This window comes from Burkholderia sp. LK4 (assembly GCF_001043615.1).
Taxonomy (GTDB): domain Bacteria; phylum Pseudomonadota; class Gammaproteobacteria; order Burkholderiales; family Burkholderiaceae; genus Burkholderia; species Burkholderia cepacia.
Window position 1 is genome coordinate 18,323 of record NZ_LDUL01000024.1, and the last position, 15,666, is coordinate 33,988.

The 15,666-nt window shown below is 65.0% G+C and carries 15 protein-coding genes; 9 read left to right on the forward strand and 6 right to left on the reverse strand.

All coding sequences use genetic code 11. From position 1 onward, the window contains the following. Positions 1-7 precede the first annotated feature (7 nt). The gene (locus tag VK92_RS12345; RefSeq protein ID WP_048026088.1) at positions 8-655 is read right to left on the reverse strand and encodes an RNA pyrophosphohydrolase; all 648 of its coding nucleotides are present in this window, start codon (positions 653-655) and stop codon (positions 8-10) included. Positions 656-883: 228 nt separating this feature from the next. Here VK92_RS12345 and VK92_RS12350 point away from each other — a divergent pair, with 228 nt between their 5' ends. Continuing rightward, entirely contained in the window at positions 884-2,620 is a 1,737-nt protein-coding gene (locus VK92_RS12350; protein WP_048026089.1) for a proline--tRNA ligase, read from the forward strand. Positions 2,621-2,641: 21 nt separating this feature from the next. Then, entirely contained in the window at positions 2,642-3,244 is a 603-nt protein-coding gene (locus VK92_RS12355) for a MarC family protein (protein ID WP_009688453.1), read from the forward strand. Between the two features lie 84 nt (positions 3,245-3,328). On the opposite strand, the gene VK92_RS12360 is transcribed toward VK92_RS12355, so the two are convergent. Further along, positions 3,329-3,880 (reverse strand): hypoxanthine-guanine phosphoribosyltransferase, encoded by a 552-nt coding sequence (locus tag VK92_RS12360; RefSeq protein ID WP_021159891.1) that lies wholly within the window; start codon positions 3,878-3,880, stop codon positions 3,329-3,331. Positions 3,881-3,974: 94 nt separating this feature from the next. After that, complete coding sequence (gene ffh / locus VK92_RS12365) at positions 3,975-5,342, reverse strand: signal recognition particle protein (protein WP_048026091.1); 1,368 nt, start codon at positions 5,340-5,342, stop codon at positions 3,975-3,977. A gap of 89 nt (positions 5,343-5,431) precedes the next feature. Here ffh and VK92_RS12370 point away from each other — a divergent pair, with 89 nt between their 5' ends. The 7 genes from VK92_RS12370 to VK92_RS39885 all read left to right on the forward strand — a co-directional run bounded on the left by VK92_RS12370 (position 5,432) and on the right by VK92_RS39885 (position 13,372). Then, positions 5,432-6,325 (forward strand): cytochrome C assembly family protein, encoded by an 894-nt coding sequence (locus VK92_RS12370; protein WP_027788432.1) that lies wholly within the window; start codon positions 5,432-5,434, stop codon positions 6,323-6,325. 13 nt (positions 6,326-6,338) lie between these two features. Continuing rightward, the gene (locus tag VK92_RS12375) at positions 6,339-6,659 is read left to right on the forward strand and encodes a PP0621 family protein (RefSeq protein ID WP_027788431.1); all 321 of its coding nucleotides are present in this window, start codon (positions 6,339-6,341) and stop codon (positions 6,657-6,659) included. After that, positions 6,656-7,246, forward strand: a complete 591-nt coding sequence (gene ampD / locus VK92_RS12380) for a 1,6-anhydro-N-acetylmuramyl-L-alanine amidase AmpD (RefSeq protein WP_021161899.1) — start codon at positions 6,656-6,658, stop codon at positions 7,244-7,246. Before VK92_RS12375 ends, ampD begins: the two co-directional genes overlap by 4 nt. Before the next feature lie 451 nt (positions 7,247-7,697). Beyond that, the gene (locus VK92_RS12385; protein ID WP_021161897.1) at positions 7,698-10,688 is read left to right on the forward strand and encodes a ribonucleoside-diphosphate reductase subunit alpha; all 2,991 of its coding nucleotides are present in this window, start codon (positions 7,698-7,700) and stop codon (positions 10,686-10,688) included. A 365-nt stretch (positions 10,689-11,053) separates the two neighbouring features. Continuing rightward, positions 11,054-12,265, forward strand: a complete 1,212-nt coding sequence (locus VK92_RS12390; RefSeq protein WP_014898151.1) for a ribonucleotide-diphosphate reductase subunit beta — start codon at positions 11,054-11,056, stop codon at positions 12,263-12,265. Between the two features lie 83 nt (positions 12,266-12,348). Continuing rightward, the gene (locus VK92_RS39880) at positions 12,349-12,675 is read left to right on the forward strand and encodes a hypothetical protein (protein ID WP_080982133.1); all 327 of its coding nucleotides are present in this window, start codon (positions 12,349-12,351) and stop codon (positions 12,673-12,675) included. Between the two features lie 28 nt (positions 12,676-12,703). Then, positions 12,704-13,372: a histone H1-like DNA-binding protein gene (locus VK92_RS39885; RefSeq protein WP_021161894.1), complete on the forward strand. Its 669-nt coding sequence runs from the start codon at positions 12,704-12,706 to the stop codon at positions 13,370-13,372. 235 nt (positions 13,373-13,607) lie between these two features. Here VK92_RS39885 and VK92_RS12400 read toward each other — a convergent pair whose 3' ends face one another. The 3 genes from VK92_RS12400 to tpx all read right to left on the reverse strand — a co-directional run bounded on the left by VK92_RS12400 (position 13,608) and on the right by tpx (position 15,628). Continuing rightward, positions 13,608-14,081, reverse strand: coding sequence for a glycine zipper 2TM domain-containing protein (locus VK92_RS12400; RefSeq protein WP_021161893.1), 474 nt, complete (start codon positions 14,079-14,081; stop codon positions 13,608-13,610). A 19-nt stretch (positions 14,082-14,100) separates the two neighbouring features. Next, a complete protein-coding gene (locus VK92_RS12405) occupies positions 14,101-15,039 on the reverse strand; it encodes a carbohydrate kinase family protein (RefSeq protein ID WP_021161892.1) in 939 nt (312 codons plus the stop codon). 85 nt (positions 15,040-15,124) lie between these two features. Then, positions 15,125-15,628, reverse strand: a complete 504-nt coding sequence (gene tpx, locus VK92_RS12410) for a thiol peroxidase (RefSeq protein WP_027783488.1) — start codon at positions 15,626-15,628, stop codon at positions 15,125-15,127. Positions 15,629-15,666 lie beyond the last annotated feature (38 nt).

The following is a 15,666-nucleotide window of genomic DNA, read 5'->3' on the forward strand; positions in this document are numbered from 1 at the left end:
CGATTCGTCATTTGCCGACGATCACGTGGGGCGGCATCTCGTCGAGCGTGCTCGCCTCCACTTCGATCTCCGAACAGACTACCGATGCGTCGACAATCGTCAGCGTCTGCTGGGCCTGTGCGCCAATGACGCGCGGATAGCGCGACAGACGCGGCCCACGCGGCTTCTCGGCTCGCTGCGCCGGGCGGCGCAGGAAGCGCGACAGTTCCGTCAGCGCCAACTGATAGACATCCCGCTTGAACTCGATCACCGCATCGAGCGGCACCCAGTACTCGTTCCAGCGCCACGCATCGAACTCCGGGTGGTCGGTCGCGCGCAAGCAAATGTCGCAATCGCGTCCGACCATCCGCAGCAGGAACCAGATCTGCTTCTGGCCGCGGTAATGACCGCGTACTTCGCGTTTGATGAACTTGTCAGGCACCTCATAACGCAACCAGTCGCGAGTGCGGCCGATTATCTTGACGTGTTCCGGATGCAGGCCCGTTTCCTCGTGCAGCTCCCGGTACATCGCCTGCATGGGGGTCTCGCCGTACTTGATCCCACCTTGAGGAAACTGCCAGGAATGCTCGCGGAGCCGCTTGCCCCAAAACACCTCGTTGCGCGCGTTCAAGAGGATGATGCCGACGTTCGGGCGAAAGCCTTCACGATCCAGCATACAACCACCTTCGAATCCTTTAAAATTGCTTTGATTATAAACAGATAACGGGCGCTGCGCACCGTAGCGGAGCGAATCCGCGCGGGGTACACCGGCTGAATTGTCCCTGATTAGTCTGCTACGTCGTCTGCGCCATCGTCGTCCATTGCTGTTCGCCGCGCGCAGCTTTTTCACCTTGAAACTTTTTCGGGCGCCCCGCCTGGGGGCGCCGTTTTTGGAACCGTCCGCATGAAAGCTTCCCGTTTCTTTATCGGCACCCTGAAAGAAGCACCCGCCGACGCAGAGATCGTCAGCCACAAGCTGATGGTGCGCGCCGGCATGATCCGTCGCGTCGCCGGCGGCATCTATAACTACCTGCCGGTCGGCCTGCGTTCGATTCGCAAGGTCGAGGCGATCGTGCGCGAGGAAATGAACCGGGCGGGCGCCATCGAGCTGCTGATGCCGGCCGTGCAGCCGGCCGAGCTGTGGCAGGAATCGGGCCGCTGGGAACAGTACGGCCCCGAGCTGCTGCGCTTCAAGGACCGCAAGGACAACGACTTCGTGATCGGGCCGACGCACGAGGAAGTCATCACCGACATCGCGCGCAACCAGATCAAGAGTTACCGGCAGATGCCGGTGAACTTCTACCAGATCCAGACGAAGTTCCGCGACGAGATCCGTCCGCGCTTCGGCGTGATGCGCGGCCGCGAATTCATCATGAAAGACGCGTACTCGTTCGACAAGGATGCGGCCGGCCTGAACGAGTCGTATCGCAAGATGTACGACGCGTACGTGCGCATCTTCACGCGTCTCGGCCTCGAGTTCCGCGCGGTCGCGGCCGACAGCGGCTCGATCGGCGGCAACTTCTCGCACGAATTCCACGTGATCGCCGACACCGGCGAGGACGCGATCGCGTACTGCCCGACGTCCGAGTTCGCGGCGAACGTCGAGGCGGCCGAAGCGCTGCCGCTGATCGCCGAACGCGCGGCGCCGGCCGAGGCGATGGCGAAGGTCGCGACGCCGGGCAAGGCGAAGTGCGAAGCCGTCGCCGAACTGCTGGCCATCCCGCTCGAGCGCACGATCAAGTCGATCGTGCTCGCGACCGACAACGAAGGCGCCGAGCCGACCATCTGGCTCGTGATGCTGCGCGGCGACCATGACCTGAACGAGATCAAGGTGTCGAAGCTGCCGGGCCTGAAGAACCACCGCTTCGCGACCGAGCAGGAAATCGTCGAGTGGTTCGGCACGCCGCCGGGCTACCTCGGCCCGGTCGGCACCAAGAAGCCGGTGAAGGTGATCGCCGATCGCACGGTCGCGAACATGAGCGACTTCGTCGTCGGTGCGAACGAGGTCGACTATCACATCGCCGGCGTGAACTGGGGCCGCGACTTGCCCGAGCCGGACGTCGCCGACGTGCGCAACGTGAAGAAGGGCGACCCGTCGCCGGACGGCAAGGGCGTGATCGACATCTGCCGCGGCATCGAGGTCGGCCATGTGTTCCAGCTCGGCACCAAGTATTCGGAAGCGATGGGCGCGACGTTCCTCGACGAGTCGGGCAAGCCGCAGCCGATGCTGATGGGCTGCTACGGCGTCGGCGTCACGCGTATCCTCGGCGCGGCGATCGAGCAGAACTTCGACGACCGCGGCATCATCTGGCCCGAATCGATCGCGCCGTTCGAAGTCGTGCTGTGCCCGATGGGCTATGACCGCAGCGACATGGTGCGCGAGACCGCCGACAAGCTGTACGCGGAACTCGCCGCGGCCGGCATCGACGTGATCCTCGACGATCGCGGCGAGCGCCCGGGCGTGATGTTCGCCGACTGGGAGCTGATCGGCGTGCCGCATCGTCTCGTGATCGGCGAGCGCGGCCTGAAGGAAGGCAAGATCGAGTATCAGGGCCGCCGCGACGCCGAAGCGACGCTGCTGCCGGCCGACGCGGCTGCGGCGACGGTCGTGGAGAAGATCCGCGCCGCGCTCGCGCGCTAAGCGCACCGACCGGGGAACGCGGTGGAATACACCTTCCTGTCGGCCACCGTGCTCCTGGTGCTGATCACCGATCCGCTCGGCAACATCCCGCTGTTCATTTCGGCCATGCGGGATGTGCCGCGCGAGCGGCGCGTGAAGCTGATCCTGCGTGAAGTGGGGATCGCGTTCGTGATCCTGCTGTTCTTCATGCTGGTCGGCGACCGCTTCCTGCGGATGATGAGCCTCACCGACCTGTCGTTGCGGCTCGGCGGCGGGATCGTGCTGTTCCTGATCGCGCTGCGGATGATCTTCCCGCATCCGGACGGCGCACTCGGCAACGATCCGCGCGCGGGCGGCGAGCCGTTCATCGTGCCGCTCGCGATACCGGCGCTCGCCGGGCCGTCGGCGCTCGCGACGGTGATGCTGCTGACGTCGCAGGGGCCCGGCAAGATGCTGGAGTGGGTCGGCGCGCTGACGGTCACGATGATCGTCTGCGCGGTGACGCTGGTGCTGGCCGAGCGGATCCAGCAATGGATCGGCGAACGGACCGTCGCGGCGTTCGAGCGGTTGATGGGCCTCGTGCTCGTCGCGATTTCGGTCGAGATGATGCTGGGCGGCATCCGCGCATTTGTGCACCAGCTGTAGGCGGCGCGGCGCGTGCCCACAAAAAAGCGGCGCTCCGGGAAACCGGAGCGCCGCTTTCTATTTATATAGTGCGGAGCGGGGCGCTCAGACGTTCGTGGTCAGCGCGCGGATCGTCGGCAGGTTGCGCCAGTAGCCCTTCGCATCCATCCCGCAGCCGAACACGTAGCGATCCGGCACCGCGAAGCCGCAGAAGTCGGGGTGCAGCGGCTTTGCCTTCGCGAGCGTCTTCTCGCACAGCACGGCCGACATGAAGCGCTTCGCGCCCATGTCGAGGATGCGGTCGCGGATCGCGGCCATCGTCTCGCCTTCGTCGAGGATGTCGTCGAGCACGAGCACGATCCGGTCTTTCACCGATTCGCGCGGCGCGACGCGCCAGTGCATTTCCGGGCTGCCCTGCGTCGTGTTGCGGTAGCGGGTCAGGTGGATGTAGTCGAATTCGAGCGGGAAATCGAGATGCGGCAGCAGCATCCCGGTAAACACCGCGGCGCCGCCCATCACCGAGAGAACGAGCGGGAACGCATCGCCGATCTCGGCGCGGATCGCGTCGGCCATCCGGGAGATCGACGCATTGACGGCGTCGGCCGAGACGATCTCTTCGGAGTGGTTGAAAATGTGGAGGGCTTCTTCGCGGTTCATGTGTTCTGGCGGGCAGTCGGTATACAAATAAGAATGAAGCAGAACGGCCGGCGCGCGCTACAGCAAAAACCCGCGCGCCGGCCGATCGGCGGAATCAGCGCATGCCGGGCATCATGCCCTTCAGGCCGCGCATCATCTTCTGCATGTTGCCGCCCTTCAGCTTCTTCATCATCGTACGCATCTGGTCGTACTGGTTCAGCATCCGGTTGACTTCCTGCACCGGCACGCCCGCGCCGGCTGCAATGCGGCGCTTGCGCGTCGCCTTGATGATCTCGGGTTTCGCGCGCTCGGCGGGCGTCATCGAGCTGATGATGCCTTCCATCCGGCGGATCGACTTCTCGGCCTGGCCCATGTCGGCGCCGGCCGCCGCCTGCTGGAACTGCGCCGGAAGCTTATCCATCAGCGACGACAGGCCGCCCATGTTCTTCATCTGCGAGATCTGCGCGCGGAAATCGTTCAGGTCGAAGTCGCCGCCTTTCTTGACCTTGTCGGCGAGCTTCTGCGCGGCCTGCACGTCGACGCCGCGCTGCGCCTCCTCGACGAGGGCGAGGATGTCGCCCATGCCGAGGATCCGGTTTGCCATCCGGTCGGGGTGGAACACCTCGAGACCGTCGAGCTTCTCGGCCACGCCGACGAACTTGATCGGCTTGCCCGTGACGTGACGCACCGACAACGCGGCGCCGCCGCGCGAATCGCCGTCGAGCTTGGTCAGCACTACGCCGGTGAGCGGCAGCGTGTCGTTGAACGCCTTCGCGGTGTTGACCGCGTCCTGGCCGAGCATCGCGTCGACGACGAACAGCGTTTCGGCCGGCTTCAGCGTGCCGTGCAGCGCGGCGATTTCCTGCATCATCGCCTCGTCGATACCGAGGCGGCCGGCCGTATCGACGATCAGCACGTCATGGTAGTGGCGCTTCGCCCAGTCGACGGCCGCGACCGCGATGTCGACGGGCTTCTGGTCCGGCGTGGACGGGAAGAAGTCGGCGCCGACCTGCTCGGTCACCGTTTTCAGCTGCATGATTGCGGCCGGGCGATACACGTCGCACGACACGGTCAGCACCTTCTTCTTGTACTTCTCGCGCAGCAGCTTCGCGAGCTTGCCGGCGGTCGTGGTCTTGCCCGCGCCCTGCAGGCCGGCCATCAGGATCACCGCGGGCGGCGTGACCGCGAGGTTCAGCTCGGCGGCCTTGCCTTCGTAGTCGCCGCCGATCACGGCGGTCAGTTCCTTCTGGACCACGCCGACGAGCGCCTGACCCGGCGACAGGCTGCTGATCACTTCTTCGCCGAGCGCCTTTTCCTTGACCTTGGCGATGAATTCGCGGACGACCGGCAGCGAAACGTCGGCCTCCAGCAGCGCGAGACGCACCTCGCGGAGCATCTCCTGCGTGTTCGCCTCGGTAAGCCGGGCCTCGCCGCGCAGCGTCTTGACGACGCGCGCCATCCGTTGAGTGAGATTGTCGAGCATGGGGAGCGATGGACAGTGGGGCCCGAAGGCGCGGCGGAACCGAACAAAGGGAGCCGTCGCGGGAAGGGGGCCTAGTGTAAACTTCGAACATGGATATTGTACTGTATGCCCTCACCGCATTCCTGTACGGCGGCCTTGCCGTCGCAGGCTGGCGCACGCACCGCCAGGGCGCGACGCCGCTCGTCGCGAGCGTGCCGGCCGTGCCGGTTCCCGCGTCCGCCGCGTCCGGGATGAGCGGGGCCGGCCGCGCGCTGCTGTTCGCCGCGCTCGTCGCGCACGGCGTGCTGCTCCATACGACCATCTTCCCGCACGACGCGATGGTGTTCGGCTTCGCGTTCGCGCTGTCCGCGATGTTCTGGCTCGGCGCCGGCATCTACTGGATCGAGAGCTTCTTCTTCCCGCTCGACAGCCTGCGGCTGCTCGTGCTGCCGCTCGCGTGCGGTGCGTCGCTGCTGCCGCTCGTGTTCGGCGGCGTGCGGGTGCTTCCTTATGCCGCAGCGCCGCTGTTCAAGCTGCACTTCCTGATCGCGAACATCGCGTACGGGCTGTTTGCGATCGCCGCGCTGCACGCGATCCTGATGCTGATGGTCGAGCGGCGCCTGCAGTCGCTGAGGAGCGGCGGACGCGACGGCTCGACGGGCTGGATCGCGAGCTGGCTCGAGACGCTGCCGCCGCTGCTCACACTCGAGAAGCTGCTGTTCCGCCTGATCGGCGCCGGCTTCGTGCTGCTCACGCTGACGCTCGCGTCGGGCATCCTGTTCAGCGAACAGGTCGACGCGCGCGCGCTGCGGCTCGACCACAAGACCGTATTCGCGATCCTGTCGTGGCTGATGTTCGGCGGCCTGCTGGTCGCCCGCAAGACGTCGGGCTGGCGTGGCCGCGGTGCTGCGCGCTGGGTGCTCGTGTCGTTCGCCGCGCTGCTGCTCGCGTATGTCGGCAGCCGGTTCGTTTTCGAGGTGCTGCTGCACCGTTCCGTGGTTTGAACGCAGGTTTCCGATGCGACAGATTCTTCTCCTGATCCTTCTCTTCTTCGCGGGTTCGTGGCTCGCGCGCAAGCTGCGCCAGGCGCAGGAGCACGCGCAGGCGCGCACCGGCCGCGGCGCCGGTTACGACGGCGCGCCCGGCACCGGCGGCCCCGGGGCTGCGCGGCCGAACGGCGACGCCGCCCGCTCGCTGCCCGAGCCGATGGTGCGCTGCGCCGAATGCGGCGTGCATGCGCCGAAGGGCGATGCCGTCGTCGCGGGCGGCGAATACTTCTGCAGCACCGAGCACGCGCAGCGCCACGGTGCACGCGCGAGCGGCCACGACGCCCGATGAACGACGCAGCACGACTGTCGGTCGATGCACACGGCTGGGTGCGTGAAGCGCGTCACGCGCCGTCGCCGAATTACGAGGTGCGGCCCGCGGGCGCGGTGCCGACGCTCGTCGTCGTCCACAACATCAGCTTGCCGCCCGGCGAGTTCGGCGGCGACGCGATCGAGGCGCTGTTCCTGAATCGCCTCGACTGCGATGCGCACCCTTATTACCAGAGCCACCTGCGCGGCGTGCGCGTGTCCGCGCACTTCCTGATCCGCCGCAGCGGCGAACTCGTGCAGTTCGTGTCGTGCGACGAGCGCGCGTGGCACGCGGGCTCGTCCGAATTCTTCGGCCGGCCGCGCTGCAACGACTTCTCCATCGGCATCGAGCTCGAGGGCGCGGACGACGTGCCGTTCGACGACGCGCAGTACGCGACGCTCGCCGCACTCTCCCGCGCGCTCGCCGCACGCTACCCGGTCGACGCATTCGCGGGGCACTCGGACGTCGCGCCGGGCCGCAAGACCGACCCGGGCCCGCATTTCGATTGGCAACGCTTCGCGAGCGATGCCGGGTTTTCCGCCGAATACTTTCCTTTCCGTCAGCACTGATCGCGGGGTTTTTTGATCGGAGAAAGTTTTTTCTCCGACCAATGCCTTGTCGTGTCTGCGCGTGAGCGATGTCAAGACCTCCACCGCAAATTATCCGTTTGGACGTCCTCCGAATGTCCACTATACTTGGTGCCAGTTGAGCGGTTCTGCACTAGATATAGTGTGTGTCGCAGGGGAAACCCGAGCGGCACCGGCCGGCGGCCAACGCCGGCGGACAGGGTTCTCAGGGCGGCGCGTCAGGCCGGGCGGTCCAGGCGTCGCGATCAGCGCAGCGAACTTCGACGGGGCAGGGGATACATGACGAAGCACACGACCGGCTCGGTTGTCGCGCATCGACCGAACCGGCTTCCCCGGCGCATCGCTCGCCTCTTACCGCTCGCGCACCGCGTTGCGCAGCGTTCGTTTTAATCCGCGGTTCTCTCCGCACCATCCAACACCAGGAGCTTTGCACATGCAAACCACCGACAACGCGACGTCCCAGTACGAGAGCGCCTCGAGCCGTCCGCTCGGCGGGACCGAACAGGGCGCGAAGGCGCTCGCGCCGCAGGCCACGTTCGCCGACTACAAGGTGATCCGCCGCAACGGCAGCGTCGTATCGTTCGAACCTTCGAAGATCGCGATCGCGGTGACCAAGGCTTTCCTGGCCGTCAACGGCGGGCAGGGCGCGGCTTCGGCGCGCGTGCGCGAGCAGGTCGAACAGCTGACGCACAACGTCGTGCGCGCGCTCGTGCGCAGCCGCCCGAACGGCGGTACGTTCCATATCGAAGACATCCAGGACCAGGTCGAACTCGCGCTGATGCGCGGCGGCGAGCACAACGTCGCGCGTGCGTACGTGCTGTATCGCGAGAAGCGTCACCTCGAGCGCCAGCATGCGGGCGAGGAAGCCGCGGCAGCGGGCGGCGAGTCGAGCACCGGCATCAACGTCGTCGACAACGGCGTCACGCGTCCGCTCGACCTGAACGCGCTGCGCGCGCTGATCGTGTCGGCATGCGACGGCCTCGGCGCTGCGGTTAACCCTGACCCGATCGTCGCCGAAACGGTGAAGAACCTGTACGACGGCGTGCCGATGAGCCAGGTCTACGACTCGGCGATCCTCGCGGCGCGCACGATGATCGAGAAGGACCCGGCATACAGCCAGGTCACGGCCCGCATCCTGCTGCACACGATCCGTCGCGAGATCCTCGGCGAGGAAGTCGTCCAGGCCGAGATGCCGGCCCGTTACGCGGAATACTTCCCGCAGTTCCTGAAGCGCGGCGTCGACGCCGGCCTGCTCGACGACAAGCTGCTGCAGTTCGACCTGAAGCGCCTCGGCGAAGCGCTCGACGCGAACCGCGACCTGCAGTTCGGCTACCTCGGCCTGCAGACGCTGTACGACCGTTACTTCCTGCACGTCGACGGCACCCGCATCGAAATGCCGCAGGCATTCTTCATGCGCGTCGCGATGGGCCTGTCGCTGAACGAGATCGACCGCGAGACGCGCGCGATCGAGTTCTACAACGTGCTGTCGAGCTTCGACTTCATGAGCTCGACGCCGACGCTGTTCAACTCGGGCACGCACCGCTCGCAGCTGTCGTCGTGCTACCTGACGACGGTCGCGGACGATCTCGACGGCATCTATGAAGCGCTGAAGGAAAACGCACTGCTGTCGAAGTTCGCCGGCGGCCTGGGCAACGACTGGACGCGCGTGCGTGCACTCGGCTCGCATATCAAGGGCACGAACGGCAAGTCGCAAGGCGTGGTCCCGTTCCTGAAGGTCGTGAACGACACGGCCGTCGCGGTCAACCAGGGCGGCAAGCGCAAGGGCGCGGTCTGCGCGTACCTCGAATCGTGGCACCTCGACATCGAGGAATTCCTCGAGCTGCGCAAGAACACCGGCGACGACCGCCGCCGTACGCACGACATGAACACGGCGAACTGGATTCCCGACCTGTTCATGAAGCGCGTGATGGAAGGCGCCGACTGGACGCTATTCTCGCCGTCGACCTGCCCGGACCTGCACGACAAGTTCGGCGCCGATTTCGAGAAGGCTTACACGGCTTACGAAGAGAAGGTCGCGCGCGGCGAGATCAAGCTGTTCAAGAAGATCCCGGCGCAGCAGCTCTGGCGCAAGATGCTCGGCATGCTGTTCGAGACGGGCCACCCGTGGATCACGTTCAAGGATCCGTGCAACGTGCGCTCGCCGCAGCAACACGTCGGCGTCGTCCACTCGTCGAACCTGTGCACGGAAATCACGCTGAACACGAGCGACACCGAAATCGCGGTGTGCAACCTCGGCTCGGTGAACCTCGTCGCCCACCTGGTGAAGCAGGCCGACGGCAGCTACGCGCTTGACCACGAGAAGCTGAAGCGCACGATCAGCGTCGCGATGCGCATGCTCGACAACGTGATCGACATCAACTACTACGCGGTGCCGAAGGCGCGTAACTCGAACCTGAAGCACCGTCCGGTCGGCATGGGCATCATGGGCTTCCAGGACTGCCTGCACCTGCTGCGCACACCGTACGCGTCGGAAGCGGCGGTCGAGTTCGCCGATCGTTCGATGGAAGCGGTCTGCTACTACGCGTACTACGCGTCGACCGAGCTGGCCGAAGAGCGCGGCCGCTACTCGAGCTACCGCGGCTCGCTGTGGGATCGCGGCATCCTCCCGCAGGACACGCTGAAGCTGCTGACGGAAGCGCGCGGCGGCTACGTCGAGGTCGACACCTCGGAGTCGCTCGACTGGACGTCGCTGCGCTCGCGGATCGCCGCACACGGCATGCGCAACTCGAACTGCGTCGCGATCGCGCCGACGGCGACGATCTCGAACATCATCGGCGTGTCGGCCTGTATCGAGCCGACCTTCCAGAACCTGTACGTGAAGTCGAACCTGTCGGGCGAATTCACGGTGGTCAACGAGTACCTCGTCCGCGACCTGAAGGAACGCGGCCTGTGGGACGAAGTGATGGTCGCTGACCTGAAGTACTTCGACGGCATGCTGTCGCGCATCGACCGTATCCCGGCCGACCTGCGCGCGATCTACGCGACCGCGTTCGAAGTCGACCCGACGTGGCTGGTCGAAGCGGCATCGCGTCGCCAGAAGTGGATCGACCAGGCGCAGTCGCTGAACATCTACATGGGCGGCGCGTCGGGCAAGAAGCTCGACGAGGTCTACAAGCTCGCATGGTTGCGCGGCCTGAAGACGACCTACTACCTCCGCACGATGGCGGCGACGCACGTCGAGAAGTCGACGGTCGCGCACGGCGCACTGAACGCAGTGCCGACCGGCGGCTCGAGCAGCGGCGGCGCGCAAGGCGCAGCGGGCGGCTTTGGTGCGGCGGGCGGCGATGCGTCGTCGGGCGCGGTCAACGCAGCGCCGGCACTCGCGCCGGTCGAGGCGGATGGTCCGGTGTGCACGATGCGTCCGGGCGATCCCGGCTTCGACGAGTGCGAAGCGTGCCAGTAACGCAGTGCGCCTGACCTGAGAAGCAGGCAAGGGCGGCGCACACGACGACCGATCGAGGTTGAAGTGTGCGCCGCTCTCAACTAAAAAAATGATAAGGAATCTGTAACGCGGCACCTGCGTTGCAGGCAGTGACAAGCGATCGAAACATCCCCGACGACGTCGCGTTTCGATCAGCGTTCGATGCGTCGAGCGCACCTCGCGATACACGCGCGACTCACATCGCGCGCTGCATGAATGACGATGCGTTGCTCAAAGTGTTGTATCGAGGTCGCAACGCGAATCGAAAAAAGGATTTTTCGTGAGCGAACCCTTTTATCGCTCAGGAAAAGATGGTACAAACCGTTCTAAATTGATGGTGAGAATTTATGCTCAACTGGGATGACGAGAAGACTGCCGTAACCCCCGCGAGCGGAGCGCAGCAAAACGCAATGCGCACCTCCGCCGGGATGGCTGTCGGAATGCAGGCTGCAACGCCTGCCGCCCATCAGGTCCGTGACATTTTCGAAGGCGATCTTGCGGTGCCGCCGCAAGCATCGGCTGTTCCCGCCGGCGGTTCGGAAGCGCGGGTCAATGTCGCCGACAAGCGCATCATCAACGGCCAGACTGACGTGAATCAGCTGGTGCCGTTCAAGTACAAGTGGGCGTGGGAAAAGTATCTGGCCGGTTGCGCGAACCACTGGATGCCGCAGGAAATCAACATGTCCCGCGACATCGCACTGTGGAAGGACCCGAACGGTCTGACCGAGGACGAGCGCCGCATCGTGAAGCGCAACCTCGGTTTCTTCGTGACGGCCGATTCGCTCGCGGCGAACAACATCGTGCTCGGCACGTACCGCCACATCACGGCGCCCGAGTGCCGGCAGTTCCTGCTGCGCCAGGCGTTCGAGGAAGCGATCCACACGCACGCGTACCAATATATTGTCGAATCGCTCGGTCTCGACGAAGGCGAGATCTTCAACGCGTACCACGAGGTCACGTCGATCCGCGCGAAGGACGAATTCCTGATCCCGTTCATCCACACGCTGACGGATCCGGCCTTCAAGACCGGCACGCTCGAAGCGGACCAGAAGCTGCTGAAGTCGCTGATCGTGTTCGCCTGCATCATGGAAGGCCTGTTCTTCTATGTCGGGTTCACGCAGATCCTCGCGCTCGGCCGCCAGAACAAGATGACGGGTGCTGCAGAGCAATATCAGTACATCCTGCGCGACGAGTCGATGCACTGCAATTTCGGCATCGACCTGATCAACCAGATCAAGCTCGAGAACCCGCATCTCTGGACCGCGGAATTCCGCGCCGAGATCCGCGAGCTGTTCAAGCAGGCTGTCGAACTCGAATACCGCTACGCCGAAGACACGATGCCGCGCGGCGTGCTGGGTTTGAACGCGTCGATGTTCAAGAGCTACCTGCGCTTCATCAGCAACCGCCGTTGCCAGCAGATCGGCCTCGATCCGCTGTACCCGAACGAGGAAAACCCGTTCCCGTGGATGAGCGAGATGATCGACCTGAAGAAGGAACGCAACTTCTTCGAGACGCGTGTGATCGAGTATCAGACGGGCGGTGCGCTGTCCTGGGAATAACCCGCAGCAGCGAACCCGTCACATGATGTGAGCAGCCGGTGGCCTCTCGGCCCCGGCCCAAGGTTTAGGAGCAAGAACGCCTGATGCAAAGCATGCCCGGTGCCTTAACGGCCCAACGACACGACAGGCACTTTGCGAACCCTTCAGTGGGATGGGCAAACTTCCCTCCGGAAAAAGCGGACGGCCGTGTGGCGGTCCGCTTGATCAAGCGATTAGGGGTAGCGGCGCGAGGTGCGCCGGCTACCGACTTGATTTGGCGCGCGAGGCCGGGTGGTCACGCGCGCCATACCGTATTCATTAGCGTAAGCGCGTGGTATCCGCGTACGCCGATGAATAGCCCGCTTCGAAGCGCACGTCCTGAACAGCGTCCGCGGGAAGCGGGTTTTGACGAAGGGTGTAGTTTGAACTGACTCTCATCTGAACCTGAAGGAGAACAACATGGCTACCGCCAAGAAGAAACCGGCTGCTAAGAAAGTTGCTGCCAAGAAGACCGTTGCGAAGAAGGCTGCTGCTCCGGCGAAGAAGGCTGCTGCAGTGAAGAAGGTTGCTGCGAAGAAGGTCGCGGTGAAGAAGGTTGCCGCGAAGAAGGCAGCACCGGCGAAGAAGGCCGCAGCGAAGAAGGTTGCAGCCAAGAAGGTCGCGGTGAAGAAGGTTGCCGCGAAGAAGGCAGCACCGGCGAAGAAGGCCGCAGCGAAGAAGGTTGCAGCCAAGAAAGTCGCAGTGAAGAAGGTTGCTGCGAAGAAGGCCGCACCGGCGAAGAAGGCTGCTGCGAAGAAGGCCGCACCGGCGAAGAAGGCTGCTGCGAAGAAGGCCGCGCCTGCTAAGAAGGCTGCTGCGAAGAAGGCCGCGCCTGCTAAGAAGGCTGCCGCGAAGAAGGCTGCGCCTGCTGCGAAGAAGGCTGCCGCTGCTCCTGCGAAGAAGGCCGCTGCTCCGGCGAAGAAGGCTGCTGCACCGGCCAAGAAGGCTGCAGCTCCGAAGAAGGCCGTCGTGAAGAAGGCTGCGCCGGCAACGACCGCGTCGACCGCATCGGTTGCGCCGGCATCGGGCGTGAAGACCGCGCTCAACCCGGCAGCGGCATGGCCGTTCCCGACCGGCAGCCGTCCGTAATCGAGGCTGAGCCGTACCACCCGGACACTCACATGGTGTCCGTGGGTTGAGTAGCGCTACTCAATCAGTCCCGCCATCTGGCTCAGGTGGCGGGATTTTTTTCGTCCGTGTTTGCCGATGTGCCCGTATGCCGGCTGCCCGTATGCGGGCCGCGGCGAGTACGGACGAAAAAAAACGCATGTGCAGCTTCGCACATGCGTTCGACCGCGGCTTGCGCCGCGAGCTGAGGTACCTGTTAGTGCGTGACGCGCGTGACGCCGCCGCTCGACAGCAGTCGCACCCGCTCGCCGGCGCGGAACGCTTCGCCGCTTGCTGCCTGCGTGATCGAGCGCAGATCGCCGTTGTCGAGGCGCACGGTGATTTCGACACCGTTCGCCGTGCTGAGGTTTTCGCCGACTGCGTTGCCTGCGACCGCACCGACGAGACCGCCCGCGATCGCGGTCAGGATCGATCCCTTGCCGCCGCCGATCGCGCTGCCTGCCACCGCACCGAGTGCGCCGCCGCCGAGCGTGCCGATCGCACTGCCGCCGCCGTCGGACTGGATGCGCACTGCACGGACGCTTTCGACCGTGCCCATGCGAACCGTCTGTTCGCGCTGCGCCTGGCCGACGCTATAGACATCCGCCGAGCCCGGCGCGGTGAAGCAACCGGTGAGCGTCAGCGAGGCCGTCAGCATGGCCGCGAGCGTGAGGGTCTTTTTCGTCAACATCTTTGCTCTCCCACAATATTCATTTGAGACTGTAACCGAATGCAGTCTCGAAGCGCGCGTCGATCTCGGCGCGCGTCAGTACGTAAGTCTGGGGCCCCTGGTGGGCGATCTTGATCGAGCCCATCAGGCTCGCGAGGCGGCCCGTGGTTGCCCAGTCGAGGCCATGCTCGATGCCGTACAGCAGGCCGCCCCGGAAGGCATCGCCGCAGCCGGTCGGATCGGCGATGTGCTCGGCCGGTACGACCGGAATCTGCTCTGCACCCTGCTTGTGGCGGATGGTCGCGCCATGCTCGCCACGCGTGATGACGAGGGCGTCGACCCGGCTGGCGATTTCATCTTCGGACCATCCCGTCTTGTCGCTCACCAGCTTGGCCTCGTAGTCGTTGACCGCTACATAGGTCGCAAGTTCAATGCTGCGGCGCAGCGTCGCACCGTCGAACAGCGGCAGGCCCTGGCCCGGATCGAACACGAACGGCACACCGGCCTTGGCGAGTTCTTCCACGTGCTGGACCATCCCGTCGAAGCCGTCAGGGCCGACGATCGCGAGCTTGATGTCCGGCGCGTCGCCCGCGTGGTTCAGGTGCGACTGCATCATCGCGCCCGGGTGGAACGCCGCGATCTGGTTGTTGTCGAGATCGGTCGTGATCATCGCCTGCGCCGTATAGGTGTCGGGCAGCACGCGAACGTGGTCGCGGCGCAGGCCGAGCTGGTCGAGGCGGTCGAGATACGGCTGCGCGTCGAGCGCGCCCACCGTTCCCATCATGCGTGCATCGCCGCCGAGCAGGTGCAGTGCGTACGCGATGTTGCCCGCGCAGCCGCCGAATTCGCGGCGCATCGTCGGCACCAGGAAGCTCAGGTTGATGAGGTGCACCTGGTCGGGCAGGATGTGCTCGCGGAACCGCCCTTCGAAGGTCATGATGGAGTCGTAGGCGATCGAGCCGCAAATCAACGTAGCCAAGGTGTGCGTTCCTGTAGAAATGAGGGACCCTGCGCGACAACGCCGCGCGAAAGGCGCGGCGCGGCAGGAGAAAGCGAAAGAAAGCTTACTTCAGTGCGGCGAGTGCTGCATCGTAGTTCGGCTCGTCCTTGATTTCGCCGACGAGTTCCGCGTGGATCACCTTGTCCTGCGCGTCGAGCACGACGACGGCACGGGCGGTCAGGCCGTTCAGCGGGCCGCTCGTCACGTCGACGCCGTATGCGTTCGCGAATGCGCGGCCGGTACGGAACGTCGAAGCCGTCACGACGTTCTCGAGGCCTTCGGTCGTGCAGAAGCGCGTCGCCGCGAACGGCAGGTCGGCCGACACGACGACGACAACCGTGTTGTCGAGCGACGATGCGGCTTCGTTGAACTTGCGGGTCGACGTCGCGCAGGTCGGCGTGTCGAGGCTCGGCACGATGTTCAGCACCTTGCGCTTGCCGGCGAAGCTGGCGAGCGACAGGTCGGCGAGGTCCTTGCCGACCAGCTTGAAATCGGCGGCTTGGGCGCCGACGGCCGGGAACGTGCCGGCGAGATCGATCGGGTTGCCACCCAGCGTAACTTTGCTCATGTTCGTGCTCCGAAATAGCGCGCCGCTCGGGCGCGCGG

Coding starts and splice junctions, on each gene's coding strand:
- VK92_RS12345 (WP_048026088.1), bottom strand. CDS start 655: ATGCTGGATCGTGAAGGCTTTCGCCCGAACGTCGGCATCATCCTCTTG.
- VK92_RS12350 (WP_048026089.1), top strand. CDS start 884: ATGAAAGCTTCCCGTTTCTTTATCGGCACCCTGAAAGAAGCACCCGCC.
- VK92_RS12360 (WP_021159891.1), bottom strand. CDS start 3,880: ATGAACCGCGAAGAAGCCCTCCACATTTTCAACCACTCCGAAGAGATC.
- ffh (WP_048026091.1), bottom strand. CDS start 5,342: ATGCTCGACAATCTCACTCAACGGATGGCGCGCGTCGTCAAGACGCTG.
- VK92_RS12370 (WP_027788432.1), top strand. CDS start 5,432: ATGGATATTGTACTGTATGCCCTCACCGCATTCCTGTACGGCGGCCTT.
- VK92_RS12375 (WP_027788431.1), top strand. CDS start 6,339: ATGCGACAGATTCTTCTCCTGATCCTTCTCTTCTTCGCGGGTTCGTGG.
- ampD (WP_021161899.1), top strand. CDS start 6,656: ATGAACGACGCAGCACGACTGTCGGTCGATGCACACGGCTGGGTGCGT.
- VK92_RS12385 (WP_021161897.1), top strand. CDS start 7,698: ATGCAAACCACCGACAACGCGACGTCCCAGTACGAGAGCGCCTCGAGC.
- VK92_RS12390 (WP_014898151.1), top strand. CDS start 11,054: ATGCTCAACTGGGATGACGAGAAGACTGCCGTAACCCCCGCGAGCGGA.
- VK92_RS39880 (WP_080982133.1), top strand. CDS start 12,349: ATGCAAAGCATGCCCGGTGCCTTAACGGCCCAACGACACGACAGGCAC.
- VK92_RS39885 (WP_021161894.1), top strand. CDS start 12,704: ATGGCTACCGCCAAGAAGAAACCGGCTGCTAAGAAAGTTGCTGCCAAG.
- VK92_RS12400 (WP_021161893.1), bottom strand. CDS start 14,081: ATGTTGACGAAAAAGACCCTCACGCTCGCGGCCATGCTGACGGCCTCG.
- tpx (WP_027783488.1), bottom strand. CDS start 15,628: ATGAGCAAAGTTACGCTGGGTGGCAACCCGATCGATCTCGCCGGCACG.